Here is a 24,337-nt window from a genome sequence, read left to right on the forward strand (position 1 = left end):
ACGCCCCCGCGCCCGTCGTCCGGAGTTCAGAGCAGTTCGTAGGCCGGAATGGTCAGGAACTCCTCGAGGGTGTCGGAAAGGACCATGCGCGTGAACATGTGCGCGGCCTCCTCCAGGCGCGGCGAGCCGAAGTCGCGGCGCAGGTCGGCCATCTCCTGGGTGAACAGGCTGACGAACAGTTCCGAGCTCAGCACCCGCCCGTCGTCCAGGGCCGCGCCCAGGCGCACCCACTGCCACAGCTGGGTGCGGCAGATCTCGGCGGTCGCGGCGTCCTCCATCAGGTTGTAGAGCGGCACGGCCCCGCGGCCTTCCAGCCAGGCCTGGGTGTAGCGCACGCCGACGCGGATGTTCTCGCGCACGCCGGCCTCGGTGCGGACGCCCTCGTGCAGCTCCAGCATCTGGGGCTGGGTGATGTCGAGGTCGGCCAGGGTCTTGTCGCGCTGGTTCGGCGTCGGCATCAGGCGGTCGAAGACCTCCATCGCCACGGGGACCAGGTCGGGGTGGGCGACCCAGGTGCCGTCGTGGCCGGCCCCGGCCTCGCGCTCCTTGTCGGCCTTGACCTTGGCGAAGGCGGCCTGGTTGGCGGCGTCGTCGCCCTTGACCGGGATCTGGGCCGCCATGCCGCCCATGGCGAAGGCGCCGCGGCGGTGACAGGTCTGGATCAGCTTCAGCGAATAGGCGCCCAGGAAGGCCTTGCCCATGACCATGGCCGAGCGGTCCGGCGTCAGGAACTCGGCGCGACGGCCCAGGCGCTTGATGAACGAGAAGATGTAGTCCCAGCGTCCGCAGTTGAGGCCGACGATGTGGTCCTTCAGCTCGAACAGGATCTCGTCCATCTCGAAGGCGGCCGGGATCGTCTCGATCAGCACGGTGGCCTTGATCGTCCCGACCGGCAGGCCAAGGGCCTCCTGGGCGCGGACGAACACGTCGTTCCAGAGGCGGGCCTCCAGGTGGCTTTCCAGCTTGGGCAGGTAGAAGTACGGACCCGAACCCTTGGCGATCGCCGCCTTGGCGTTGTGGAAGGCGTAGAGGCCGAAGTCGAACAGCGCCCCGGCCACGGCCTGGCCGTCGACCTCCAGGTGGCGCTCCATCAGGTGCCAGCCGCGCGGGCGCACCTTCAGCACCGCCGGGGTCGGGCCCATGGCGTACGCCTTGCCGGACTTCGGGTCGACGTGGGTCAGCTCGCCCTGCCAGCGATCCTTCAGATTGACCTGGCCCTCGATGACATTGGCCCAGGTGGGGGCGGTGGCGTCCTCGAAGTCGGCCATGAACACCTTGGCCCCGCAGTTCAGGGCGTTGATGATCATCTTGCGGTCGACCGGGCCGGTGATCTCGACGCGGCGGTCCAGCAGGTCGGCCGGGACCGGGGCGACGGCCCAGTCGGCGGCGCGGACGTGCGAGGTCTCGGCTAGGAAGTCGGGCAGCTCGCCGGCGTCGAAGCGGGCCTGGCGCATCTGGCGGGCTTCCAGCAGCTGGCGGCGACGGGCGTCGAAGCGACGGTGCAGGTCGGCCACGAAGGCCAGGGCCTCGGGGGTGAGCACTTCCACCGCGCGACCCTCGACCGGGCCGGTGACTTGGATATGGGCGGCGACGTCGAGCGGCATGAGGAATTCCCGTGGTCGTGAGGGCTTCCCGGGACCCTCGCCCCGGGAAGCCGCATGGATACTAGATGAAGCGTACGTCTTGTTGAGGGCCCGGCGCTCTTAGGCGGCGCCGTTCTGCCCTCCGCCCCGGACGGTCGGGACGATCTGGTCGCCCCAGTTGCCGGCGCCGTCGTGGTGACGCGAGGTGCGCACCAGTTCGACCGAATAGCCGGCCGCGATGGCCCGCTGCACCGCCTCGTTGAGACGGTGCGCGGCCTCGGCCACCCGGTCGACCGCCCGTTGCTGGTCGCTGGAGTTCGGCATGGCGGCGGGAGCGAATTGCGTGGCGGTCATGGGATGAATCCTCGATCGGGTGGAAGGGGAGGTTGAAGGTTCGCCGCTATTCGGCGGCGAACTGGTTCATGGTGTTGGCGTGGCCGCCGGCCTTCAGGGCGCGCTCGCCGGCGACCATCTCCTTGAAGGTGTCGCCCAGGTCCGAGCCGACCTCGTGCTGGTGCTTCACGGCCGACACCCCGCGGCGGATCTCCTCGCGCTGCACGGTGTTGACGTAGGCCTGCATGCGGTCCTCGCCGAAGTAGCCGCGCGACAGCTCGTCCACGCTCTTGGCCGTCAGGTGAAAGGTCGGCAGGGTGATCAGGTTGTGGAACACCCCGGCGCGGGCCGAGATGTCGACCTGGAAGCGGGCCAGGCGCTCGTCGGCCTCGCGGCCCAGGTCGCTCTTGTCGTACTCGGCCGACATCAGCGAATTACCTTCGGGATAGCTGTCCTTGTGGATCTTGCCCTCGGCGATCCACTGGTCGCGGACCTGCTTGCGCAGGTTCAGGGTCCAGTTGAACGACGGCGAGTTGTTGTAGGTCAGCTTGGCGTTCGGAACGACCTTGCGGATCTCGGCCACCATCGAGGCGATCTCGTCGACATTAGGGGTGTCGGTCTCGATCCACAGCAGGTCGGCGCCGCCCTGGGTGAGGTTGGCGATGCAGTCCTCGATGACGCGCTGGCGGCCGGTGCCGTCCTGGAAGGCGAACAGGCCGTTGGGCATGCGCACGGGCTTCACGAACGCGCCGTCCTTCATGATCGCCAACTCGCCGTCCTTCAGCGGGTTCTGCGCCGTGACGGGCTCGGTCTTCAGCCACTTGATGTAGTCGCTGGCCAGGTCGCCCGGCTCCTGGCTGACCGGGATCTTCTGGGTCAGGCCGGCGCCCAGGCTGTCGGTGCGGGCGACGATCACGCCCTCGTCGACGCCCAGCTCCTCGAAGGCCAGGCGGCAGGCGCGCAGCTTCTCGATGAAGTCCTCGCGCGGCACGGTGACCTTGCCGTCCTGGTGGCCGCACTGCTTGGCGTCGCTGACCTGGTTCTCGATCTGCAGGCAGCAGGCGCCGGCCTTGATCATCTCCTTGGCCAGCAGATAGGTCGCGTGCTCGTTGCCGAAGCCGGCGTCGATATCGGCGATGATCGGCACCACGTGGGTCTCGAAGTTGTCGATGGCCTTGATCGCGGCCTGCTCGGCGACCTGGTCGCCGGCCTCACGGGCGGTGCTCAGGGCCTTGAACAGGTCGTTGATGGCCACTTCGTCGGCCTGGCGCAGCGAGACGTAGATCTCCTCGATCAGGTCGACGACCGAGGTCTTCTCGTGCATCGACTGGTCGGGCAGGTGGCCGAAGCGGTTGCGCAGGCCCGCGACCATCCAGCCGGACAGATAGACATAAGCGCCCTTGGTCGTGCCGCGCAGGCGCTTGACCGACTTGATCATCTGCTGGGCGTGGAAGCCCGACCAGCAGCCCAGCGACTGGGTGAACTTGGCGCTGTCGGCGTCGTAGGCGGCCATGTCGGCACGCATGACCGGGGCCATGGCGCGGGCGATGTCGAGGTGGGTGTTGAAGGTGTTCTGCAGCTTCAGCTGGATGATGGCGTCGATGTCGACCCCGCCCGGCGCGACGCCGTTCGGATAGCGCGCCAGCAGGGCGTCGCGGTGGTCGGCATAGGTCTTGCGCTGCGTCATGGTCGTTCGGTCCCAACTTCGGAGCCCGGGGCGGTAAGCCTTGCGGGCCAAGGAAAACTTGTCGTTGGGGACCTAACGCCGCGCCGCCGGAACGGTCGAACCTATTGAGGGCAAATTGTCAAAGATCGACTTTGTAATTTCTGTAAAGTCGTGACAAATTGACTGAATGGCGACGCTCGATAAGAAACAAGGCGACAAGAAGCTTTTCCTGGGGGGACGGCTGAAGCGGCTGCGGCGCGACCTGGGCGTGACCCAGGCGCGGATGGCCGAGGAGCTGGGCGTCTCGCCCAGCTATCTGAACCTCCTCGAGCGCAACCAGCGGCCGGTCACCGCCCAACTGCTGCTGCGCCTGGCCGACGCCTACGACCTGGACCTGCGCAGCCTGTCGGCCGACGATCCCGGCGGCGGGGCGGGGCTGGAGGAGGTGCTGGCCGACAAGATGTTCGCCGACCTGGGCGTCGGTCGCCACGAGGTCGCCGAGGTGGCCGAGCTGTCGCCCGGCCTGGCCGAGGCCATGACCCGGCTCTATCGCGCCTATCTGGACCGGGGACGGCTGATCGACCTGGGCGCCTTCGAGCGGCCGGACGGCGCGGGGCCGGTCTCGGGCCAGTCGCCGACCGACTGGGTCCGCGACCTCGTCGGCGCCCAGCGCAACCACTTCGCCGAACTGGAGACCCTGGCCGAGACGATCCTGGCCAAGCTGAAGGCCGACCCGCAGGACCTGGGCCCCGCCGTGCGCGAGCGGCTGCTGCGCGAGTACGGCGTCCAGTGCCGCGTCATGCCGGTGGAGGTGATGACCGGCTCGCTGCGCCGCTACGACCACCACCGCAAGCGCCTGATGCTGTCGGAGACCCTGGCCCCGGCCAGCCGCATCTTCGGCATGTGCTACCAGCTGGGGCTGATGGAGGGCGGCCAGGTTCTGACCGACCTGACCGACCGCTTCAACGCCCCCGACCGCGCCACCCGCCAGCTGCTGAAGGTGTTCCTGGACGGCTACCTGGCCGCGGCGATCATGATGCCCTACGAGCCGTTCCTGGCGGCCATGGAGTCCACCGGCTACGACATCGAGCGGGTGCGGCCGCGCTTCGGCGTCAGCTACGAGCAGGCCGCCCAGCGCCTGACCACCCTGGGCCGTCCGGGCTCGCGCGGGGTGCCGTTCTTCATGATGCGGCTGGACGCGGCGGGGAACATCTCCAAGCGCTTCGCGGCAGGGCCGTTCCCGTTCTCGCGGTTCGGCGGCGCCTGTCCGCGCTGGAACGTCCACGACAGCTTCAAGACCCCCGGCCGCATCGTCACCCAGGTGATCGAGACGCCCGACAGCGAGCGCTACTTCACCCTGTCGCGCACCGTGCGGCGGGTGTCGGGCCTGCAGGCGGGGCTGGAGGACGAGCTGGTCGTCGGCCTGGGCTGCGAGCTGAAATATGCGGGCAAGCTGGTCCAGGCGCGCGGGCTGGACATGGCCAACCCGATCACCATCGAGATCGGCCCCTCGTGCCGGATCTGCGAGCGTCCGGCCTGCCCGCAGCGCGCGGCGGCGCCGATCAATCGGACCCTGCTGGTCGAGGAGAACAGCAAGTCGCTGTCCCCCTTCCCCTTCGCCCGCTAGCCCTCAGGGACAGGCGGGCGTCGGGCCGGGCATGACCGGGGACACCAGGCCGACGTTCCAGTTCCAGGCCTGGTCGCCACTGGCCCGCCGCCGGCACATGACCCGCTCGTTCAGCGCGAACATGCCCGGCATCAGGTCGGCGGCGGCCGTCGGCTTGTCGCGAAAGGCCATGTAGCCGCCACCCGGCGCATAGGCCGGCCAATCAGCAGCACCAGCGGCCTGGGGCCGACCGGTCCGCGCGAAGCTGGTCCAGTAGCCGATCATGGCCCGGGAAAGTCCCCGTTCCTCCGGCGTGTCCGGCGACTTGGGCCAGCGCGGCGAGGTGCGGTCCATGTTCCCGAACATGAACGGAATCTCGCTGGCGTGGAACGCGTGGATGCCCGCCTGGTCCATGGCCGGATAGCCGTGGTCCCACAGATAGAGGAACGAGGGATGGCCGGCCTTGGCCTGCGACCGGACCAACCGCTCGGCCGTCCAGCCGTACATGGCGTCGCGGGTGGTGGCCAGGACGCTCTCCTCCAGGTTCGTCGCCGGATAGAGCGCCAGGAAATCATCGGCCAGGTCGCGGTAACGTTCGCGGATCGTCTTCTCGTACTCCGCCGCGCCCTTGGGCGTCGGCGGGGCCAGGAAGCGCAGGGCGCGGATCTCGCCGCTGTTGAAGCCGGCCAGGATCGGCGCGGGCGCCTGCTCGCCGCGATCGAAGGTGTCGACCAGCTGGCGGGGCAGCACCTTGCCGTCCACGACCCCGAAGGGCAGGAAGCCGGCCTTGGCCGCGCCGTCGGTCACCGCCTGCGGGTCCATGGCGCGCAGGGCCGCCAGGTTCGGCGCGTTCAGCGCCCCGGCCACATAGGCCCCCGCCCCCTCGCCCGACGGCATGCCGTAGCGGGCGGTCTTCAGCTCGGGCGTCGAGATCATGTAGGCGCTCTGGGCGATCGCCTTGTGGAACAGCCCCCGCGCCCGAGGCGAGGCCATCAGGTACATGACGCTGAGCGCCCCGGCCGACTCCCCGGCGATGGTGACGTTGGCGGGGTCGCCGCCGAACGCGGCGATGTTGTGCTGGACCCACTGCAGGGCCGCGATCTGGTCCAGCAGGCCGTAGTTGCCCGAGACGCCGTCGGGCGACTCCTTGCTGAGCTCGGGATGGGACAGGTAGCCCAGCGCGCCAAGCCGGTAGTTGATCGTCACGACGACCGTGCCGGTCGCCGCCAGCTTGGCGCCGTTGTAGCCGTTGGACCGGCCCGTCCCCGAGGTCAGGGAGCCGCCGTGGATCCAGACCAGCACGGGGGCCTTGCCCGTCGTCGATGGGGTCCAGAGGTTCAGGGTCAGGCAGTCCTCGCTGGTCGGGACCTCGGCGGTCGAATAGACCGACGCCGGGCCGGGCGTGGGCTGGATGCAGGCGGCGCCGAACTGGCCGGCGTCGCGGGTCCCTGTCCAGAACGTGGCCGGCGCGGGCGGACGCCAGCGGCCGGCGCCCACCGGCGGGGCGGCGTAGGGCAGGCCCTTGAAGGCCAGCAGGCCGCCGTCGACCACGCCCTCCACCGTCCCCGCGGGCGCAACGACCACCGGCCGCGCGGACTCGGCGAAGGCCTGGTCGGGACCCGCCAGCAGGGCGACGGCGCCCGCGAGGCCGAAAAGGGGCTTCAAGAAATTCGTCATTGGACGGCTCCGGTCTTGGGGGCCTTGCCCAGCAGCCGCGCCAGCGCCAGGAACAGGCCGATGGCCAGGGCGTAGAACGGGGCCAGGGTGAAGAGCGCCATCTGCAGCGAGTTTGTCGGGTGGTCGGCGCGGAAGAAGTCGCTGGCCGCGCCCACATAGGTCGGGCCCAGGCCCAGGCCGATGAAGTTCATCACCAGCAGCAGCAGGGCGCCCGACATCACTCTTTGATTGGGCCGGACCTCGGTCTGGACCAGGGCGACGGCGGGCGACAGGTAGAAGTGGTTCAGGCACATCGGGAAGATCAGCAGGCCGATCGCCAGCGGCCAGCTCGGCGCCCAGACGAAGGCCAGGAAGAACGGTACGGCCAGGATCAGGCCGATGGCCGGCGCCAGGCCGTAGGCGCGCTTGGACACCCGCGTGAACCGGTCGATCAACCAGCCCGAGCCGAAGATGCCCACGCTCATGCCGACGCCCACGACCAGCGCGTACCAGAGGGCGACCTCCTGCAGGGTCATGCCCTTCTCGCGCATCAGGAACAGGGTGGCGAAGTTGCCCAGGCCGTAGGTGATGAACTGGGTCGCGCCGCCGCCCAGGGCGGCCAGCATCAGGGCGGGATGGCAGACGAACATGCGCAGGGTCTCGCCGAAGCCCGCCTTGGGCGGAGCCGGCGCGTCGGCCGCCCGGTCCAGTCCGCCGCGCTTGGGCTCGCGGACGATGAAGGTCAGGGCCAGGGCCGCGACCAGGCCGACGCCGCCGGTCACCAGGAAGGCGTCGCGCCAGCTGAACGCCGCCGCCACCGACGCGCCGAACGCGATGCCCAGGGCCGCCCCCACCGGCGGACCCAGATTGTAGAGGCCCAGGGCCCTGCCCCGCCGGCCCGGCGGGAAATAGTCGGTGATGATGGCGTAGGACGGCGGCACGCCGCCCGCCTCGCCGAAGCCCACCGTCATCCGCGCCACGGCGAAGCCGCCATAGGTCTTGGCCACGCCGCAGGCCATGGTCGCCGCGCTCCAGATGCCGCAGGCGATGGCCAGCACCGCCACCCGGTTGGTCCGGTCCGCCAGCCAGCCCACCGGGATGGCGATGAAGCAATAGAAGGCCGCGAAATAGAGCCCGCCCAGCAGGCCCAACTGGCTGTCGGTGATGTGCAGGGTGTCCTGGATCGGCTTGGCCAGGATCGACAGCAGCTGCCGGTCCAGGAAGTTCAGGACGTAGATGAACCACAGGCAGCCGAGGGCGACCCAGGCCCTGGCGTCGGGCGCGCGGGCCTCGGCGGTCCCGCCTTCGACAAGGGGCGGCGCGGTCGCGACGGGGACGGCTTCGGCGTTGCTCATCATCGTTTCCTCGGACCGCGAGCCTTGGGGCTCGTCTATCGTTCAGGATGGGCGTTCAGGATGGGCGTTCAGGATGGGATAGTCGGTTCACGCGTCCCGCAAGGCGGCATAGACGGCCTGCTGGTAGACGGGCAAGGCGCGGCGGCCGGCCGCCCCCTGCCCCTTGGCGATGGTCGCGCCCGAGCCGGCCGAGACCGGCACCCGGTGCTGGACCAGATAGATCATGACCAGGTCGTTGGCCGGGTCGGCCTGCCACCAGGTGCCGAAGATGCCCGGCCAGGTCATCGCGCCCGGCGCTCCGCAGGCATAGGGATTGTCGACGACGTCCTCGGCCACCGACAGCCCCAGCCCGAAGCCGGACTTGCGCCACAGCGGCATGCCCGCGAACGGCACCTCGCGCTGGGCCTGCGTCAAGCGGTTGGTCCGCATCAGGGCGACGGTCTCGGGCCGCAGCAGGCGGACGCCGTCGAGCGTCCCCTCGCCCAGGATCATGCGCGCGAACCGGTGATAGTCGCCCGCCGTCGAGATCAGCCCGCCACCGCCCGGCGTATAGGCCGGCGGTTCGTCGTACACCTCGGGCTCGACCTTCGCGAGGCCGCCCGACGTCTCGTCATAGGCGTAGAGGCTGGCCAGGCGACGGCGCTGGTCGCGCGGCAGCCAGAAGTCGGTGTCGTCCATGCCCAGCGGCGCGAAGATGCGCTCCCGCAGGACCTGGCGCAGCGGCTTGCCCTCGACGCGGCCGACCAGGAAGCCCAGCACGTCGGTCGAGTGGCCGTAGTGGAAGCGCTCGCCCGGCTGGTAGGCCAGGGGCAGGCCGCCCAGGGCCGCCAGCCATTCGTCGACGGTGAGGCGGGTCATGGCCGGATCGCCCAGCGCCCGCTCGTAGGCCGCCTTCAGCGGCCCCTCCGAGAAGAAGCCGTAGGCGATCCCCGCGCGGTGGGTCAGCAGGTCCTCGACGGTGATCGGACGCCGGGCCGGCGTCACGTCGCGCAGCGGCCCCGCCGCGTCGCGCAGCACCAGCGGGTCGGCCAGTTCCGGGATCCAGCGCGCGATCGGATCGTCCAGGGCGATCCGGCCCTCCTCGACCAGCATCAGGGCCGCCGCCGAGGTGATCGGCTTGGTCATCGAGGCGATGCGGAACAGGGTGTCCGACCGCATCGGCGTGCGGGTTTCCAGGTCGCTCCAGCCGACCGCCTCGCTCTGGACGACCTGGCCGCCCTGGGACGTCAGGGTCACCGCGCCCGCCAGCTCGCCGCGATCGACGAACGCCTGGAGCGCCGGTCTCACCGTGGCGAGCTTGGCGAGGTCGAAGCCTCGAGCGGGGCCGAAAACGTCACGGGTCATCAAGAGGGGCGCTCCGGCCTCGTAAGGGTCACTGCCGCGCCGCGGGAGGGGACGGGGGAGGTCGTGCTCCCGCCCGCGGCGCGTTCGGCGACCCCACCCGGTCGCCGCTTGGATCGTCAGAAGGACTTGCGCAGGTTGACGGCCACGAAGCGCCCGATCGGGTTGTAGGCGCCGCCGATGCCGTCCGTCGCGGGGAAGAACGGCGGCGTCTCGTCGAACAGGTCGTTGACCTGCAGGGCCAGCACCGTCCCCTTCGTCCAATCCTTGTCCGGCAGGGTCCAGATCACGCGCAGGTCGACCGTCGTGTAGCCGTCGGCCTCGTACGAACCGACCCCGGTCGGCGTCGTGAAGTTGTTCGTGATCCCGTCGCGATGGTTCACGTAGCCGATGACCGAGACCGGGCCCGCCACGGCGCCCAGGGTCGCCCGCGCGGTCCAGCGCGGCACGCCCAGCTTCAGGCTGTCGGAGACCGGCGCTCCCGGCGAGAACTGGGTGTCGAAGTTGAGGATGTAGTTGCCGGCCAGATCGGCGAACACCGAGCCGAAGCTCGTGGTCCACCGGTAGTTGGTGTCGAAGTCCAGGCCGTCGGTCTTGCGGACCCCGAAGTTGTTGAGCCGCAGGTCCAGCACGTTGCCGATCGCCGGCAGGGGCGAAGGCAGGTTGACCGGCGTGGCCAGCGCCAGCAGCGCGTTCAGCTGGGTCGGCGTCGGGTTGCGATAGACCTGGCCCGCGAAGGTCGGGTCGGTGAAGACGTAGGGCACCGACGGCGTGCCGATCACGCCGGTGTATTCGATGTTGTAGTAGGTCAGGCTGGCGCGCAGGGCCGGCAGGGTCTTGGGGTTCACGTCCACGCCGAACGAATAGGTCTTCGCCTCCTCGGGCTTCAGGTCGCGATTGCCGCCCAGCAGGTAGACGGTGTTGACCTGGATCGCGCCCCGGGTCGGGTCGTTGGCGAAGGTGACCGCCTGGGCGGCGCTCAGATAATACGAGCCGACGGTCGCACCGACCTGGCGCAGGCCCGGCGCCCGGAACGAGGTGCCGTAGGAGCCGCGCAGGGTGACGCCCTCGACCGGCTCCCAGTTGACGCCCACCTTCGGGTTGGTCGTCGATCCGAAGTCGCTGTAGTCGTCGTATCGACCCGACAGCGACAGCGAGAGGCTGCGGAACAACGGCGCCGAATTGCCCGCGCCGATGATCGGCACGAAGAGCTCGCCATAGATCGATTTGACGTCGCGCTTCAGGTCCTCGGGAACGGCCGTCGCACCGACGACGCCCCGCTGCTGGAACGTCTCGCGTCGGACCTCGGCGCCGACCGCGAACCGCAGCGTCCCGCCCGGCAGGTCCATCAGCGGCCCGTCCAGCTTGGCGGCCGCCAGCTTGGTGGTCTGCTTGATGTCGACGTCGGTCGAGGAATTGAGGATCGCGGCGCGCACCGTCGGCGAGGTGCCGGTCCCGAACGGGTCCAGGGCAGTGGCCGTGGTGGTCCCGGCGGCGGCGGCCGTGATCGCCGCGGTGTTGATCTGCGGGATGAAGGCGTCGTTCTCGGCCCAGTCGTACGAGCCGTAGACCGTCAGGTTCAGGTCGCGCGGCAGCTTGTAGTCGACCCCGACGGAAGAGTTGCCCGCGCGCCGGTCGTCGGTGTTGGTGAAGTGGTCCGAGCCGATCAGGTTGTCGGGACGGAACAAGACATACTCGCTGGTGGCGCCCGCCGGTCCCTGGAAGAAGGGGTTGGCGCTGGTGATGAACACCGTCTGGGCCGGCGCCGCCGCGCGGATCTCGTCGTGGCGGTCGGAGTACAGCAGCTCGCCCCACAGGGTGGCGCGGTCGCTGAGGTCCTGGCGGCCCGACACGAACAGGCTGTGGGTGCGCGACTTCGGCAGCAGGTCGGCCACCGCGCCGCTGTCGCAATAGTTCACCGTGTTCAGGCCGAACGCCGGGGCCGCCTGGTAGATCGACCAGAGGGTCGTGCTGGCCAGCACGTTGGGCGAAGGACACGAGGTCGCGCGGGTGTCGATGCCGCCCTGGGGGCGGAAGTCCTGGACGCGATAGTCGCGGTCGCCGCCGGTGACGTTGCCGTTCTCGGCGTACTGGTAGGCCGCCAGGATCGAGCCGGAGCCCCAGTCCTTGCCGACCAGGGCGCCCACATAACCGGCGACGTAGTCGTCGGCCGCGCCGTAGCTGGCGTTCAGCTCGACGCCCGAGAAGCGCTTGCGGGTGATGAAGTTCACGACGCCGGCGACGGCGTCCGAGCCGTAGATCGACGAGGCGCCGTCCGCGACGATCTCGACGCGCTCGATCGCCAGGCCGGGGATCAGCGGATAGTCGGGGTTGGTCTCGTTGGCCGCCGCGGCGACCAGGCGGTGGCCGTTCATCAGCGGCAGGGTGGCGCTGGCCGGCAGGCCCCGCATGCCCGGCGCGTAGGACCCCATCCCGCCCAGGCTGGCCTGGGGCGCGGTGTTGAAACTGTTCAGCTGGGGGACGGTGGCCAGGAGGTCGGGCGTGCTGACCGCGCCGATGGCCTGGATGTCCTCGCGGGTGACGCTGATCAGGTTCGAGCCGACCGGCGGCACGCCCCGGATGCTCGAGCCGGTGACGACCAGCTCTTCCAGCACGGTGTCGTCGGCGGCCGCCGCTTTCGGCGCCGCGTCCGACGTCTGCGCCAGCCCGTTTCCGGCCGCCAGCAGAATGGCCGCGAGCGATGCGCCCGACAGCGCGATCCGCCGCGCGGCGTTCCAGGTCCTAGCCATTCAACCCTCCCCAATTGTGTTCTTGCTTGACCAACCGGGTAGCCCAGGGAGGCGGCGCCCGTCAAGTTCATTCATTTAGTGCTAAATGAAATATATGCGCGGCGTCGCTTGACCGGGCGGGAGGGTCACCCCATCGTCCCCCTTCTGAGGGATCGGGTGCGTGGCCTGGGCGACGCACCATCGGGAAGGCTGGAGGGCATGGCGGCAGCGACCAAAGTGGAGGGACGCCGAACGCGGGCGGAGCAGCGCGCCTCCACCGTGAAGACGATCCTCGACACCAGCGAGGACCTGTTCGCCCAGCTCGGTTATTTCGGGGTGACCATCAAGGACGTGGCCGACCGGATGGGCATCCATCCGGCGCTGATCCACTACTATTTCGATGGCAAGAAGGCGCTGTTCGACGCGGTGTTCGAGCGCCGCGTGGAGTACGCCGTCGCCGCGCGGACGGCCGGGCTGGACGCCTACGCCGCCGAGGCCGCGGGCCGCCCCACCGTCGAGGGCGCGCTGCGCTGCTATTACGACAGCGCGTTCGACGTCTACATCAACGGCGACGAGGGCTGGCGCAACTTCGGCCGCATCTTCGCCCAGGTGAACAACGCCCCCGGCTACGGGGCCGAGAAGATGGACACCTATTTCGACCCGCTGGTGCTGCGCCTGGTCGACCTGCTGCAGCAGGCCCTGCCCGACGCCCAGGCCGAAGACCTGTTCTGGAGCTTCCAGTTCACCTCGGGAGCCTATTCGCTGATCCTGTCGCGCACCGGCCGTATCGATCGCCTGTCGAACAATCTGTGCAGGTCCGACGACTTCGAGGCGGTGCGCGAGCGGTTCGTGACCTTCATGGCCGGCGGTTTCGACGCGCTCTACAAGCGCCGCAAGGCGGAGGCGGGCTGAGCCCGCCGCCGGTCCTCAGGTCGAAGGCGCCAGCCGCGCCTCCCGCAACGCCGCCCGGCGCACCTTGCCGGCCTCGTCCCGCAGCGGCTCGCTGGTGAACTCCACGCTCTTGGGCAGCTTGAAGCGGGCCAGGCGGTCGGCGACGAAGTCCAGCAACTCGGCGTCCTCCAGCCCGCTGCCCTCGATCGCCTGGACGATGGCGTGGACGCGCGCGCCCCACTCCTCGTCCGGCAGGCCGATCACGGCGCTGGTCCTCACCGCCGGGTGGGCGTCGATCGCCGCCTCGACCTCGGCCGGATAGATGTTGGCGCCGCCCGAGATGATCAGGTCGTTGCGGCGGTCGGCCAGATAGAGATAGCCCTCTTCGTCGACCCGCCCCAGGTCGCCCGGGGTTTCCCACTCGCCCACCCGCCGGGCCGAGCTGCCCAGATAATGATAAGTCGATCCCGCCCCGCCCTGGGGACGGAAGAAGACCTCGCCCACCTCGCCGACCGGACGCTCGTTCCCCGCCTCGTCGAGGATTTTCAGCGCGTAGCCGTCGCGGACCCGACCGACCGAGCCGGGATGGGCCAGCCAGTCCGCGCCCGAGATCATCGTCGAGCCCGTGCCCTCGGTCGTGCCGTAATATTCCCAGATCCGCTCGCTCCCCAGCCAGCCGATCCAGGCCTCCTTCAGCCAGGCGGGGCACGGGGCGGCCATGTGCAGCATCATCCGCAGGGTAGGCAGGCCGAAGCGCGAGAGGACGTCGGGGCCCAGGCGCCAGATGCGGTGCATCATGGTCGGCACCATCGTCACCCAGTTCACCCCGTGCGCCTCGATCAGCTCCAGCGACTTCAGCGCGTCGAACTTGCCCATCTCGACGATCGTGGCGCCGACGAACAGGCCCATGTGGATGCAGTGGAACGGGGCGTTGTGATAGAGGGGGCCCGGATTGAGGATCACGTCGCCGGGCCTCTGGCCCAGGAAGCCCTCCTGCGGATTCCATCGCGCCGGCATGGCGTCGACGATCACCTTGGGCCGGCCTGTCGAGCCGCCGCTGGTCATCGCCTTCCAGTGCGGCGACACCGCCTCGGGCAGGGCTTCGGTGGAGTAACCCTCCAGCCCCTCCGGCTGGGCGGCCAAGGCGGGGACGCCGGGGCCGGGCGGCGCGCCGACGAACAGCTTGGGCCGCACGATGTCGAGGATCGCCTCCATCTCCAGGCGCGGCAGCTTGGCGGCGACGACGTTAGGAATCGCGCCCAGCTTCCACAGCGCGAAGGTGGTCTCGTAGAACGCCTGGCCGTTGGGCAGGGCCACGGTGACGAAGTCGCCCTGGCCCACACCCCGCGCGGCCAGCATCCGCGCCCGCTGGTTCGAACGCGCGTCCAGCTCGTCGTAGGTGACGGCGACGTCGTCGACGATCAGCGCCGGCCGGGCGGGCGACCGCCGCGCGTGATGGGCGAGGATGGAACCGAGTGCGACACCGTCATGCGACATAACCAAACGCCTCCCTGGCGGCCCTCGACGCCTTCTCTGGGGTCAGTCCGAACGGGGCCGCGACCTGCGATGCGCTTTCATTAATTTAGTCGTGAATGAATGAAAAGCCAGATTCGACAGGTCGTCGAGATCAGGCCTTCCGGGCCTTCCACCGCCCCCACCCCGCCTGGATCACGCCGACCGCGAAGGCGATCAGCTCGGCGTCGCTCCAGAGGTAGTAGGTGGAGAAGAAGCTCCACTGCATCAGGCTGCGGTCGATCATGAAGGCCACGTGGGTCAGCACGACCAGCAGCTGGAAGGCGGTCATGAACAGAATCCAGACCCGCCGCTCGACCGTGCACAGGCTGACCAGTATCGCCAGGTAGACGAGGTCGACCGCGAAGATCCCCCACTGCACGCCGACGGGATCGGGCGACTGGACGGCGGCCGACAGGACCCAGGCCGCGACGGTGGCCACGGCCAGCCAGCGTTCCAGGCGTCGCCCCACCAGCAGGGCCAGGACGCAGACCGCCAGCATGGCGCAGGCCGCGATCTGCGTCGGCAGGATCGAGAAAAGCTCCGAGAAGAAAGACATGCCGCCCCCGCGTCAGGAGCGGCATGTTTCCCCGGAAAACGACGCCGCGCCAAGCGCCTCGCGCGGCCTAGGCGCTGCGCAGCTCGTGCAGACGGCCGGTCGGCGCGGGAGGGTCGCCGGGCTTGTCGCCGCCGCCCACCAGCGTGACGCGCCGCAGCCCGACCTGGTCCTTGGCCTGCGCCAGGGCCTCGTGGACGGCGATCAGCGAGCGGCGGGCGTGGGCCATGCCCGAGGCGGCCTCCAGCACCCGATCGACGGCCTGCTGCCCCACCCCGGCGCCCAGACCCGCCTCCAGCCGCGCGCGCGGCATGGCGGCGATCAGGTCGCCCATCAGGGCCAGGGTGGAGTCCACGGCCTCCTCGGTGGTGAACAGGCGGCTGGCCAGCTGCTCGGCGACGATGCGACGTTTCATGCGGGGTCTCCCGTTTGCGCCCGCGGGCGCGTTGCTGAACCGATGACGGGCGCCCGGCGCCCGCCACGAGGCCTCAGCCGTAGCGCAGGTGTTGGAAGAAGTGGGCTACTTGCCGCGTGCCCAGCAGCGCGCCGATCAGCAGGCTGCAGGCGGCGGCGATGGCGAGCACGACCAGCACCCGCACGGCGGGGCTCACGACTGGGCCGTACTCTCCGACCATTTCTCGTGGAAGGTCTCGTCCAGGACCGTCGCCGCGACGATCAGGACCTCGCGCAGCACCATCTCCGGCGGCTTGGGAGCGGACTCCTTGCGGATCGCCGAGACCAGGTCGCGGACCATCGGCGCCAGGTCCTCCGGCGCCAGGCTCAGCAACTGCCGCTCCAGTTCCGTCCAGGCGAAGACTGGCATCGGCGGCCGGTTCGGCAAGGACGGCCAGTCCTGCTCGAAGGCCGTCGCGGCCTCGCGGATCTGCAGCACCTTGCGGACCACCTTGCCCAGCCGCGCGCCGCTCAAATGGGTCTCCTGGTTGTCGTTCGTCGCGCCCGGGCTGGGGGTCGTGGTCACGGTCATCGTCCGCCTCGTGGAATGTCGAGACGGCAGCAGACGGCCGCGACGGCGCGGACGACAGGCCCATTGAGTCGCTGTGGGATCGGGTCCCATAGCCCGAAGCATGCTGTTCATGGGCGGTCAGCACCCGGGCCGCGGCCCGCCGCCCGCTGACGCCCAGCTTGCGGCAGGCGCTCTCGACCAGGGCGTCGGCGCGCGACTTGGACACCCCCATCAAGGGGCCGATTTCCTTGGACAGCCTGTGCTCGGCGACCCAGCGCAGGGCTTCCCGCTCCCGCTGGGTGAGCAGCTCGATATTGGCCGAAGACCTGTCCATCACGCCCGACGCCGATCACGCCCGCGCCCGACGCGCCGCGTACGGTGCAAGAATGCATTGCAGCCGGCCAAGGCCAAGCCGATAGTTCCGCATCCTCATCTCTGTGTGGGACGCGCCTTGAACACGCCGACCAGCCCGGACCCCATCGACGTCGCGGTAGGCACCCGCATCCGGGTCCAGCGGCGGCACATGAAGATCAGCCAGGACGACCTGGCCCAGGTCCTCGGCCTCACCTTCCAGCAGGTCCAGAAGTACGAGCGGGGCACCAATCGGGTCTCGGCCTCGATGCTGGTGCGGATCGCCGCCAAGCTCCAGACCACGGTCGGCAGCCTGGTGGGCGAGGACGTCCTGGCCGAGCAGGACGTGGCCATGCTGACGGCGCTTTCGACGCCCGGCGCGATCGACCTGCTGCGGGCCTACAGCCAGGCCACGCCGAAGGGCCGCAAGACCATCCTGACCGTGGCCAAGACCCTGGTCGAGCCGGACGAGACGGCGGACGTGGCCTAGAAAAGATTCCGATCATCCCGCGAATGTCGGGACCCAGATCCTAAAGCTGGGAAGCTGATTGGAAGAACTCAGCGCCTTTGGCGTCGGCCACGTCGCCATTCCATCCGGGTCCCGGCATTCGCCGGGATGAGCGGGTTATTGAGCGCCGGCCTCCAGCCGCTCGATGCCCCTCACGCCCGCCTCGGTCAGGGCCGCCACCAGCTCTTCCACCGCCGCGTCGACCTCGGCCGGGTCGCGGCCGCGGATCACCAGGCTGGCGCCGTAGACGTCGGGCGGGGCGAAGAACGGATAGCTGCCGATCGACAGGTCCGGATGGGCCTTGGCCACGGCCTCCAGCGGCGCGGCGATCGTGCCCTCGCCGGTGCCGGTGACCCGCACGGTCTTGCTGATCACCACCGCCCCGGTGCGCAGGCGCGGGCCGACGTCGTCGAGCATGCCGCGCATGATCGCCGGCACGCCGGCCAGGACGAAGACGTTCTCCTTCTGGAAGCCGGGCGGCCCCTGGACGGGGTTCTTCACCAGCACGCCGCCTTCCGGCACGTGGGCCATGCGGCGGCGGGCGGCGTTGGGCTCGCCCCAGCGCTCGCGCAGCATGGCCATGATCTCGGGATGCTCGGGCGCGGTGACCCCGAAGGCCTTGGCCACCGAATCGGCGGTGATGTCGTCGTGGGTGGGGCCGATGCCGCCGGTGGTGACCACGTAGTCGTACTTGGTCCGCAGGGCGTTGACCGCGTCGACGATCTCCTGCTCGACGTCTGGCACCACGCGGGCCTCGCACAGGTCGACGCCGTAGGTGGCCAGGTACTTGGCGATGGCGTTGAGGTTCACGTCCTGGGTGCGGCCCGACAGGATCTCGTCGCCGATGATCAGAACCGCCGCCGTCACGCGCTCGCCGCCTACCGCCATGGCCTTGCTCCTGTTCGATCACCCTTCGCACTTAAGCTGACGAGTGGCGTACGGCAACGCCATCCTGTAATCGGCCTCTCGGCTCGCGGAGACCGGACTCGATGACCAGCGCCTCAATCTCCATCGATTACGATCTGGGTCGGAGCGGCTGGTCCAAGTTCACCCTGACGGTCGGGGACAGGAGCACCAAGGTCGGCGCCTTCAGCTACTGCACCGATGCGCTCGGCGATCTGGTGCGCGCCGCCCTGGCCATGGCCACGGGCGCCGATCGCGCCGAAGTTCGGCTGGACCTGGAACCTGACCAGCAGTGGCTGATCTTCCAGCGCGCCAACCGAAGCAGCGGGCTGGGCGGGTCCTGCTCGGTCACCGTGCTCGAGCTCGAGGAACTCGACGGCCTTCCCCAGAGGCCCGGTCGCGCCCTGCTGGAGGCGACGGCGAGGGTCGAGACGATGGCGCGGGCGGTTGCCGACGCGGCCCAGGCCGTGTGGGATCGACACGGCGCCGACGAATACAGCACCCTCTGGATGGGAGATCGCGGCTTCCCGCTATCAGCCCTTCGAGCACTTCAGTGCGCTCTCGAGGTTGAAGACCCGGCGCCCTACGAGAGCGATCCGGACGATTTCGTCTACACCACCGGCCTGGAACCTCGCGAGACCGACGACTGATGCTCCTCCCGCAACCGATGACGCGCGGCGTTCTTGTCCAGCGCTACAAGCGCTTCTTCGCCGACCTGGTGTTGGACGACGGGCGCGAGATCACCGCCCATTGCCCCAACTCCGGCGCCATGCTGGGCGTGAACCTGCCGGGCCAGGGGGCGTGGGTGTCGTGGTCGGACGACCCCAAACGCAAGCTGGCCGCGACGCTGCAGCTGGTCGAGGCCGCCGGTCCCGACGGCAAGGGCTTGGTGGGCGTCAACACCCACCTGCCCAACAAGCTGGTCGCCGAGGCCCTGGTCGGCGGGGTGATCCCGGAACTGACCGGCTACGCCTCGATCCGCCCGGAGGTGAAGTACGCCGCCGCCAGCCGCGTCGACTTCCTGCTGACCGATCCCGACCGCCCGCCGTGCTGGCTGGAGGTCAAGAACGTCCACCTGTCGCGCACGCCGGGCCTGGCCGAGTTCCCCGACTGCAAGGCCGCCCGCTCGACCCGCCACCTCGAGGACTTGGCCGCCCAGGTGAAGGAAGGCCACCGCGCCGTGGCCCTGTTCGTGGTCCAGCGCGAGGACTGCGAGGGCTTCAGGGCCTGCGCCGAGCTGGACCCGGCCTTCGCCGCCGGGCTGACCCGGGCGGCCGAGGCGGGGGTCGAGGTGCTGGTCTATGCGTGCGAGATGGGGACCGACGCCATCCGCGTCGCCCGCCGCATCCCCTGGCTGGATCAGCCGGGCGCCTAGAAGCCGGCGTCAACCACGGTCAGGTTGGGCTTGAGCCGCACGGCGCTTTCGGACACCGCCTCCAGCCCCAGGGACGACACGCCCTGGTGGACGCCTCCGTTCTTCACCAGGAAGAAGCCGTCGACCACATAGCGACCGTGCTCCCATCGCCAGGCGCCCTTGGGCGCCAGGAGCTCGTAGGTCTCGTTCGAGATCACCAGGCGGTCGTCGTCCTGGCCGACCTGGTAGGTCGCCTCGGGTCCCTCGCTCGGCTCGATCCACACCTGCACGCCGACGATCCCGTCGAGATGATCGGCCACCTTGGAGAGGAAGGCCTCGGCGTGGGCCGCGTCCACCTCGCCGGAGAGGCGGGTCATCTGCTCGGCGGCCGGCGCGGCGTCGGCCGGCGGCGGGGCCGCGTCCGCCGCCAGGGCGGTCTCGTCGTCGTGCTGCCCCACCAGGTCCAGGAGGTCCATGCGGGGCGTCACCCGCACCGCGCGCCAGCCGAACAGGCCCTGGCGGCGCAGGTCGATGTCGATGCGGCTTTTGCGGGCGTCGTTGACCAGGGTGTAGCGGAAGCGGTCGACCGCCAGATAGCGCGTCTCCACGCGGAACCGCCGCCCCTGGCCGTCCTTGGGAAAGGCCGAGGCGACCGGATCGGTGGACGCGCCGATCGCCTCGACCAGGACCGGCTTGCCGGTCGCCGCCTTCTCCAGCCCCGCCGGGGTCACGACCTGGTCGATCAGGGCGGTGATGAACAGATCGAGAAACGATCCGGCCACCGCCTCGAACCCGCCGCCCTCGTAGTCTTCCGACTCGGCCGGCGTGGGCTTCAGTAGCGTGGCCTTGAAATCGGTGGCCATCTGGTCCCGCACCGCCGGGAAGTCGACCAGGGCCTCCAGCCGCTGGCGATCGCCGGCCTGGGCGGCGTCCCGCACGGCGTCGCCGTAGCGATAGGGCGAGGCCGCCGCCCAGCCGAGCAGGACCAACACCAGCAGCGCCAGCAGCACGCCGCCGGCCACGAGCGGCCTGGACGGCCCGCGCCGCCGACCGGCCGCGCCGCCCGAAGTTTCGAACTCGCCCATCACGATCTCCAGGGAATAATGAAACCCAAGATAGCATGAAACGCGAGATCGCTCTTCTCCCGGAAGCGAACGTTGAAGTTCTGTGCTATCGTTGCGACATAAGCCCGAACCGATCCGTGATTTCGGCGCCCCATCGCGTGGGCGGCGCCGCCAGTTTTGAGACCACCGCCATGACCCTCGAAGACACCGTCGAGATCGCCGCCGAAACCCGCACCGGCGCGATCAAGATCCACCAGCCCGCCGACTTCGAAGGCATGCGCAAGGCCGGCAAGCTGGCGGCCGAGTGCCTGGACATGCTGGTCCCGCACGTGAAGCCGGGCGTGTCGTCCGACTACCTGGACACCCTGGCCCGCGAGTTCATCCTCGACCACGGCGCCCTGCCCGCCTGCCTGTTCTATCGCGGCTATCCCAAGACGGTCTGCATCTCGCGCAACCACGTGGTCTGCCACGGCATCCCCGGCGAGTGGGCGCTGCGCGAAGGCGACATCGTCAACATCGACGTCACCGTGATCGTCGACGGCTGGCACGGCGACACCTCGCGGATGTACGGCGTCGGCGAAGTGGGCCCGCGCGCCCGCCGCCTGGTCGAGATCACCTACGAAGGCATGAAGCGCGGCCTGGACGCGGTGAAGCCCGGCGCCACGCTCGGCGACATCGGCTACGCCATCCAGTCGTATGTGGAAGCCCAGCGCTGCAGCGTCGTGCGCGACTTCTGCGGCCACGGCCTGGGCAAGGTGTTCCACGACGCCCCGAACATCCTGCACTTCGGCCGTCCCGGCCAGGGCGCGGTGCTGAAGCCGGGCATGTTCTTCACCGTCGAGCCGATGGTGAACCTGGGCAAGCCGGCCGTGAAGGTGCTGGGCGACGGCTGGACGGCCGTGACCCGCGACAAGTCGCTGTCGGCCCAGTGCGAGCACTCGATCGGCGTGACGGAAGACGGCTACGAGGTGTTCACCGCCTCGCCCGCCGGTCTGTTCCAGCCGGCCATCCTGGGCGGTTGATCCCGCCGGGCTCGCGCCTAGAGCACACCGAAGACGCGAACCTCGACCATGGACAATCCTGAGATGTTGCGGCCTACTGCCTGTTCGCAGGCGGGGGCGCGATGGTCAGCGGCAAGTCACTCAGGGCAAGCGAACCCGCGTCGCCGGCGACGGGCGTGGCCGAGCGCGCCGCCCCGGCCGCCCATCAGCTGGGCCACCGCGAACGCCTTCGCGAGCGCGCCAAGGCCGGCGGCCTGTCGGCCCTGCCCGACTACGAACTGCTGGAGCTCTATCTCTTCCGCACCTTCGCGCGCGGCGACGTGAAGCCCAGGGCCAAGGCCCTGCTGGCGCGGTTCGGTTCGTTCGGGGCGACGATCTCGGCCTCGATCGAGGAGCTGAAGACCGTGCCCGGCGTCGGCGAGTCGGCGGCGATCGACATCAAGCTGCTGCACGAGGCCGCCCTGCGGGCCGGCCGCGACAAGATCGCCAAGCGGCCGGTGATCTCGTCCTGGACGGCCCTCTTGGGCTATGTCCGCGTCGCCCTGGCCAACGAGCCGCGCGAACAGTTCCGCGTGCTGTTCCTCGACAACAAGAACCAGCTGATCGCCGACGAGGTGATGAACCGCGGCACGGTCGACCACGCGCCGGTCTATCCGCGCGAAGTGATGCGCCGGGCGCTGGAGCTGTCGAGCAGCAACATCATCCTGCTGCACAACCATCCGACTACCCCATTTTCACCCACGTAAACTCACGCATTACCACATTGATTTTATGCACTTTTTTGGCTTTTCAGGCAACCGGCAGTTCGGCATGCTGGGGCTGTTAATTGGGGCTGTTTCAGCCGCTTACAGCATCAATTACCGGACCCAGTAAGCGGCTTTGACATCCCACTCGCCAGCCCTCGGGAGAGTCTTATGCCCAGCCTCACGGACGGCGCGATCCGTCGCGCCATCAAAGAAGTCGAAGTCAGCCAGAAGCCAATCGCCCTCGCCGATGGCGAAGGACACGGCACAGGTCGGCTCATCCTAGTGATCCGGCCCATGCCCACACGTGTGACAGCCGATTGGATGGCGCAGCAGTGGCGCGACGGCGGACGCAGCCGAAAGAAGTTCGGCGCTTATCCATCGATGGGCCTCAGCCGCGCCCGGGAGATCGGCTTCGTCTCGCCCGAGCACGTGCCGGCGTTCGAAGGCGAGGAAGGCTGGTTCGAGATGGAGCGGATCAGGGCCAAGCCCTGGTCGTATTGGCGCGCCATCCGGCGCGTGGATCCGCCGCCCCATGCCTGAGCCCAGCGACGCCGATCGCCGCAAGGCCGCGCAGCTCGATCCGGCCTTCGCCGGCGCCCGGCTGATCGACGCGCTCGAACGCGGCTGGGAGATCGGCTTTCGCTGCCAGTACTGCGGGACGGGCAAGACCTGGCGTCGGGACACGATGCTGGGCCGGGCGCGGCGTTATCTTAATTGCACCATGACCGAGATCCAGGCCCGTCTGCCTGCCCACGATGTCCCGGCCGCATGCCGATCATGACGATGTCGGGAGTAATAGACCCCGGTGACGCCGAACGCCGCCGTTGGGCCACCATCTCCCTGCTGCTCGATACAGGCTTGAACCCCACCGACTACGGCTACGGCTGGACGCCGGCCGCACAACCCACCCGCTGACGGAACGCCCATGGACCTGCAGCCCGCACTATTCGACCTGCCGCTGGCCCCGCGTCGCCCCCTTCCAGACGGGTTCCGCTATCAGCCACACCTGATCACGGCCGACGAGGAGAGCGCCCTGGTTCGCCAGTTCGAACACCTCGACTTCGAGCCCTACGAACACCTGGGTTATCTGGGCAATCGCCGCGTGGCCGCGTTTGGCTGGCGACGCGGCGCCGACGGCGCCATGGTCGAGACCGGCGAAGGCGTTCCGGATTTCCTCACGCCTCTGCTGGACAAGGTCGCGGCGTTCACGGGCCTGTCCGCTGGAAGCTTCCGCCACGCCCTGGTCACCGAATACGCGCCCGGCGCCGGCATCGGCTGGCATCGCGACCGCCCGCCCGCCGTGGCCATCGCCGGCGTCTCGCTACTGTCTCCCTGCACCTTCCGCCTGCGCCGCAAGGCCGGCGACAAGTGGGACCGCGCCTCGATCATCGCCGCGCCCCGCTCGGCCTACCTGATGAGCGGACCTTCGCGCAGCGACTGGCAGCACAGCATCCCCGAGGTCGAGGCGCTGCGTTATTCGGTGACGTTCCGCACCGTGCCTTCTCAACCGCGTTCCGGCCCGCGACGCTGACCTAGGCCTCAGCGCGCGAGACCATGGGCGGCCGGTGCTTCTCGAAAAGGTCGGCATGCTCCTCGTCACGGACCGCGCGCGCCACGTTCAGCCGGACATAGAGGCCCGACGCCCCGTGGGCGCGAACCGCTTCGTCCCAATCGCGGCCGGCTGAACCGAGGTTGTTGACCGCGCCGAGGCAAAACACCTGGGGCGTCGCGCCGCGCCAGCGTACGTAGGCGAAATTCCCCGAGGTTGCCGGCAGTTGGCCCGGCTCAGGGATGAGCCGGAAGCGGTAGGTCGCGCCGGACGCGCCTTGTAGGTCGAGATGGTCTTGCACCGGACGATGATACGCGCCGTCGATGGCCAGGGCGAGCGTCCACCGTCGTCGTCCACGGAATCCTTTCTCGGTCCGAGGCGTTGGAGCCCAGGCGGGATTGGGAGGGCACGTCATGGAACATCGGCGCGGGCGCGCGCAGCACCAAGTCGGGTGAGCCGTCGGTGGCGGCGATGCTAGCTGTCACCTCAGCGCCGATGTCGACGGTAATCAGCGTCAGCCACTTGGGCGGCTGGTAGCCTTGGATGCCGCGCACCCGAGCGATATCAGTGGTGACCGAGCGCTTCGCCCGCGACATCGTCCATTTTCTAGCGACGGCTAAGCTTGCGGCTGTCGCCCATTCCCCTCACAGCCGAGCCGCCTTTTCCTGC

General features: G+C 69.4%; 24 protein-coding genes and 1 pseudogene. 10 read left to right on the plus strand and 15 right to left on the minus strand.

What is annotated here, in order from left to right:
- Positions 1-26 precede the first annotated feature (26 nt).
- The 3 genes from aceB to WAE60_RS22355 all read right to left on the minus strand — a co-directional run bounded on the left by aceB (position 27) and on the right by WAE60_RS22355 (position 3,603).
- Positions 27-1,604: a malate synthase A gene (gene aceB / locus WAE60_RS22345; RefSeq protein WP_337688898.1), complete on the minus strand. Its 1,578-nt coding sequence runs from the start codon at positions 1,602-1,604 to the stop codon at positions 27-29.
- Between the two features lie 99 nt (positions 1,605-1,703).
- Positions 1,704-1,937, minus strand: coding sequence for a hypothetical protein (locus WAE60_RS22350; RefSeq protein ID WP_029907413.1), 234 nt, complete (start codon positions 1,935-1,937; stop codon positions 1,704-1,706).
- A gap of 46 nt (positions 1,938-1,983) precedes the next feature.
- Positions 1,984-3,603 (minus strand): isocitrate lyase, encoded by a 1,620-nt coding sequence (locus WAE60_RS22355; RefSeq protein ID WP_337688901.1) that lies wholly within the window; start codon positions 3,601-3,603, stop codon positions 1,984-1,986.
- Positions 3,604-3,769: 166 nt separating this feature from the next.
- On the opposite strand from WAE60_RS22355, the gene WAE60_RS22360 reads away from it, so the two are divergent.
- A complete protein-coding gene (locus WAE60_RS22360; RefSeq protein ID WP_029907415.1) occupies positions 3,770-5,209 on the plus strand; it encodes an XRE family transcriptional regulator in 1,440 nt (479 codons plus the stop codon).
- Between the two features lie 3 nt (positions 5,210-5,212).
- Here the strand turns inward: WAE60_RS22360 and WAE60_RS22365 are convergent, their stop codons facing one another.
- The 4 genes from WAE60_RS22365 to WAE60_RS22380 form a co-directional block, all read right to left on the minus strand.
- Entirely contained in the window at positions 5,213-6,865 is a 1,653-nt protein-coding gene (locus tag WAE60_RS22365; RefSeq protein WP_337688903.1) for a carboxylesterase family protein, read from the minus strand.
- Positions 6,862-8,202 carry an MFS transporter gene (locus WAE60_RS22370; protein ID WP_029907417.1) on the minus strand — a complete coding sequence of 447 codons (1,341 nt, stop codon included), beginning with the start codon at positions 8,200-8,202 and terminating at the stop codon, positions 6,862-6,864. The genes WAE60_RS22365 and WAE60_RS22370 overlap by 4 nt, the downstream gene beginning before the upstream one ends.
- A gap of 84 nt (positions 8,203-8,286) precedes the next feature.
- Positions 8,287-9,543 (minus strand): serine hydrolase domain-containing protein, encoded by a 1,257-nt coding sequence (locus WAE60_RS22375; RefSeq protein ID WP_337688905.1) that lies wholly within the window; start codon positions 9,541-9,543, stop codon positions 8,287-8,289.
- 116 nt (positions 9,544-9,659) lie between these two features.
- Positions 9,660-12,290 (minus strand): TonB-dependent receptor, encoded by a 2,631-nt coding sequence (locus tag WAE60_RS22380; RefSeq protein ID WP_337688907.1) that lies wholly within the window; start codon positions 12,288-12,290, stop codon positions 9,660-9,662.
- Between the two features lie 258 nt (positions 12,291-12,548).
- On the opposite strand from WAE60_RS22380, the gene WAE60_RS22385 reads away from it, so the two are divergent.
- Positions 12,549-13,181 carry a TetR/AcrR family transcriptional regulator gene (locus WAE60_RS22385; protein ID WP_337688909.1) on the plus strand — a complete coding sequence of 211 codons (633 nt, stop codon included), beginning with the start codon at positions 12,549-12,551 and terminating at the stop codon, positions 13,179-13,181.
- Between the two features lie 15 nt (positions 13,182-13,196).
- Here WAE60_RS22385 and WAE60_RS22390 read toward each other — a convergent pair whose 3' ends face one another.
- The 5 genes from WAE60_RS22390 to WAE60_RS22410 all read right to left on the minus strand — a co-directional run bounded on the left by WAE60_RS22390 (position 13,197) and on the right by WAE60_RS22410 (position 16,213).
- Positions 13,197-14,657, minus strand: coding sequence for an AMP-binding protein (locus WAE60_RS22390; RefSeq protein WP_337688910.1), 1,461 nt, complete (start codon positions 14,655-14,657; stop codon positions 13,197-13,199).
- Positions 14,658-14,787: 130 nt separating this feature from the next.
- Positions 14,788-15,231, minus strand: a complete 444-nt coding sequence (locus WAE60_RS22395; RefSeq protein WP_337688912.1) for a hypothetical protein — start codon at positions 15,229-15,231, stop codon at positions 14,788-14,790.
- A gap of 67 nt (positions 15,232-15,298) precedes the next feature.
- Positions 15,299-15,643, minus strand: a complete 345-nt coding sequence (locus WAE60_RS22400; RefSeq protein WP_029907423.1) for a hypothetical protein — start codon at positions 15,641-15,643, stop codon at positions 15,299-15,301.
- 73 nt (positions 15,644-15,716) lie between these two features.
- Positions 15,717-15,863: a hypothetical protein gene (locus WAE60_RS22405; RefSeq protein WP_337688915.1), complete on the minus strand. Its 147-nt coding sequence runs from the start codon at positions 15,861-15,863 to the stop codon at positions 15,717-15,719.
- A complete protein-coding gene (locus WAE60_RS22410) occupies positions 15,836-16,213 on the minus strand; it encodes a hypothetical protein (RefSeq protein ID WP_337688917.1) in 378 nt (125 codons plus the stop codon). Before WAE60_RS22410 ends, WAE60_RS22405 begins: the two co-directional genes overlap by 28 nt.
- Before the next feature lie 430 nt (positions 16,214-16,643).
- Here WAE60_RS22410 and WAE60_RS22415 point away from each other — a divergent pair, with 430 nt between their 5' ends.
- Positions 16,644-17,033 (plus strand): helix-turn-helix transcriptional regulator, encoded by a 390-nt coding sequence (locus WAE60_RS22415; RefSeq protein WP_029907425.1) that lies wholly within the window; start codon positions 16,644-16,646, stop codon positions 17,031-17,033.
- Positions 17,034-17,168: 135 nt separating this feature from the next.
- Here WAE60_RS22415 and WAE60_RS22420 read toward each other — a convergent pair whose 3' ends face one another.
- Positions 17,169-17,939, minus strand: coding sequence for a competence/damage-inducible protein A (locus WAE60_RS22420; protein WP_337688919.1), 771 nt, complete (start codon positions 17,937-17,939; stop codon positions 17,169-17,171).
- Between the two features lie 101 nt (positions 17,940-18,040).
- On the opposite strand from WAE60_RS22420, the gene WAE60_RS22425 reads away from it, so the two are divergent.
- Entirely contained in the window at positions 18,041-18,604 is a 564-nt protein-coding gene (locus WAE60_RS22425) for a hypothetical protein (RefSeq protein WP_337688921.1), read from the plus strand.
- A complete protein-coding gene (sfsA, locus tag WAE60_RS22430; protein WP_029907427.1) occupies positions 18,604-19,329 on the plus strand; it encodes a DNA/RNA nuclease SfsA in 726 nt (241 codons plus the stop codon). The genes WAE60_RS22425 and sfsA overlap by 1 nt, the downstream gene beginning before the upstream one ends.
- On the opposite strand, the gene WAE60_RS22435 is transcribed toward sfsA, so the two are convergent.
- Entirely contained in the window at positions 19,326-20,393 is a 1,068-nt protein-coding gene (locus WAE60_RS22435; RefSeq protein WP_337688923.1) for a DUF2939 domain-containing protein, read from the minus strand. The two genes, sfsA and WAE60_RS22435, sit on opposite strands and share 4 nt — an antisense overlap.
- A 170-nt stretch (positions 20,394-20,563) precedes the next feature.
- Between WAE60_RS22435 and map the strand changes: the two genes are divergently transcribed.
- The 5 genes and pseudogenes from map (at position 20,564) to WAE60_RS22460 (ending at position 23,650) form a co-directional block, all read left to right on the plus strand.
- Positions 20,564-21,394 carry a type I methionyl aminopeptidase gene (map, locus tag WAE60_RS22440; protein ID WP_029907429.1) on the plus strand — a complete coding sequence of 277 codons (831 nt, stop codon included), beginning with the start codon at positions 20,564-20,566 and terminating at the stop codon, positions 21,392-21,394.
- 101 nt (positions 21,395-21,495) lie between these two features.
- Positions 21,496-22,119 carry a DNA repair protein RadC gene (radC, locus tag WAE60_RS22445; protein WP_029907430.1) on the plus strand — a complete coding sequence of 208 codons (624 nt, stop codon included), beginning with the start codon at positions 21,496-21,498 and terminating at the stop codon, positions 22,117-22,119.
- A 168-nt stretch (positions 22,120-22,287) separates the two neighbouring features.
- A pseudogene (locus WAE60_RS22450) lies at positions 22,288-22,527 on the plus strand (site-specific integrase); the annotation flags it as partial.
- 124 nt (positions 22,528-22,651) lie between these two features.
- Entirely contained in the window at positions 22,652-22,900 is a 249-nt protein-coding gene (locus WAE60_RS22455; RefSeq protein ID WP_337688926.1) for a hypothetical protein, read from the plus strand.
- Between the two features lie 144 nt (positions 22,901-23,044).
- Positions 23,045-23,650 (plus strand): alpha-ketoglutarate-dependent dioxygenase AlkB, encoded by a 606-nt coding sequence (locus WAE60_RS22460; RefSeq protein ID WP_029907463.1) that lies wholly within the window; start codon positions 23,045-23,047, stop codon positions 23,648-23,650.
- Between the two features lies 1 nt (position 23,651).
- Here the strand turns inward: WAE60_RS22460 and WAE60_RS22465 are convergent, their stop codons facing one another.
- Entirely contained in the window at positions 23,652-23,969 is a 318-nt protein-coding gene (locus WAE60_RS22465; RefSeq protein ID WP_029907464.1) for a hypothetical protein, read from the minus strand.
- Positions 23,970-24,337 lie beyond the last annotated feature (368 nt).

Origin of the sequence: Caulobacter sp. CCG-8, assembly GCF_037402475.1 — a bacterium.
Taxonomy (GTDB): Bacteria; Pseudomonadota; Alphaproteobacteria; order Caulobacterales; family Caulobacteraceae; genus Caulobacter.

What these genes read in the sequence shown, in the direction of transcription:
- WAE60_RS22395 (WP_337688912.1), bottom strand. Translation starts at nt 15,231, where the DNA reads ATGTCTTTCTTCTCGGAGCTTTTCTCGATCCTGCCGACGCAGATCGCG.
- WAE60_RS22355 (WP_337688901.1), bottom strand. Translation starts at nt 3,603, where the DNA reads ATGACGCAGCGCAAGACCTATGCCGACCACCGCGACGCCCTGCTGGCG.
- WAE60_RS22400 (WP_029907423.1), bottom strand. Translation starts at nt 15,643, where the DNA reads ATGAAACGTCGCATCGTCGCCGAGCAGCTGGCCAGCCGCCTGTTCACC.
- WAE60_RS22360 (WP_029907415.1), top strand. Translation starts at nt 3,770, where the DNA reads ATGGCGACGCTCGATAAGAAACAAGGCGACAAGAAGCTTTTCCTGGGG.
- WAE60_RS22375 (WP_337688905.1), bottom strand. Translation starts at nt 9,543, where the DNA reads ATGACCCGTGACGTTTTCGGCCCCGCTCGAGGCTTCGACCTCGCCAAG.
- WAE60_RS22410 (WP_337688917.1), bottom strand. Translation starts at nt 16,213, where the DNA reads ATGACCGTGACCACGACCCCCAGCCCGGGCGCGACGAACGACAACCAG.
- WAE60_RS22365 (WP_337688903.1), bottom strand. Translation starts at nt 6,865, where the DNA reads ATGACGAATTTCTTGAAGCCCCTTTTCGGCCTCGCGGGCGCCGTCGCC.
- WAE60_RS22425 (WP_337688921.1), top strand. Translation starts at nt 18,041, where the DNA reads ATGACCAGCGCCTCAATCTCCATCGATTACGATCTGGGTCGGAGCGGC.
- sfsA (WP_029907427.1), top strand. Translation starts at nt 18,604, where the DNA reads ATGCTCCTCCCGCAACCGATGACGCGCGGCGTTCTTGTCCAGCGCTAC.
- WAE60_RS22350 (WP_029907413.1), bottom strand. Translation starts at nt 1,937, where the DNA reads ATGACCGCCACGCAATTCGCTCCCGCCGCCATGCCGAACTCCAGCGAC.
- WAE60_RS22405 (WP_337688915.1), bottom strand. Translation starts at nt 15,863, where the DNA reads ATGGTCGGAGAGTACGGCCCAGTCGTGAGCCCCGCCGTGCGGGTGCTG.
- WAE60_RS22460 (WP_029907463.1), top strand. Translation starts at nt 23,045, where the DNA reads ATGGACCTGCAGCCCGCACTATTCGACCTGCCGCTGGCCCCGCGTCGC.
- WAE60_RS22390 (WP_337688910.1), bottom strand. Translation starts at nt 14,657, where the DNA reads ATGTCGCATGACGGTGTCGCACTCGGTTCCATCCTCGCCCATCACGCG.
- WAE60_RS22370 (WP_029907417.1), bottom strand. Translation starts at nt 8,202, where the DNA reads ATGATGAGCAACGCCGAAGCCGTCCCCGTCGCGACCGCGCCGCCCCTT.
- WAE60_RS22380 (WP_337688907.1), bottom strand. Translation starts at nt 12,290, where the DNA reads ATGGCTAGGACCTGGAACGCCGCGCGGCGGATCGCGCTGTCGGGCGCA.
- map (WP_029907429.1), top strand. Translation starts at nt 20,564, where the DNA reads ATGACCCTCGAAGACACCGTCGAGATCGCCGCCGAAACCCGCACCGGC.
- radC (WP_029907430.1), top strand. Translation starts at nt 21,496, where the DNA reads ATGGTCAGCGGCAAGTCACTCAGGGCAAGCGAACCCGCGTCGCCGGCG.
- WAE60_RS22455 (WP_337688926.1), top strand. Translation starts at nt 22,652, where the DNA reads ATGCCTGAGCCCAGCGACGCCGATCGCCGCAAGGCCGCGCAGCTCGAT.
- WAE60_RS22435 (WP_337688923.1), bottom strand. Translation starts at nt 20,393, where the DNA reads ATGGGCGAGTTCGAAACTTCGGGCGGCGCGGCCGGTCGGCGGCGCGGG.
- WAE60_RS22420 (WP_337688919.1), bottom strand. Translation starts at nt 17,939, where the DNA reads ATGGCGGTAGGCGGCGAGCGCGTGACGGCGGCGGTTCTGATCATCGGC.
- aceB (WP_337688898.1), bottom strand. Translation starts at nt 1,604, where the DNA reads ATGCCGCTCGACGTCGCCGCCCATATCCAAGTCACCGGCCCGGTCGAG.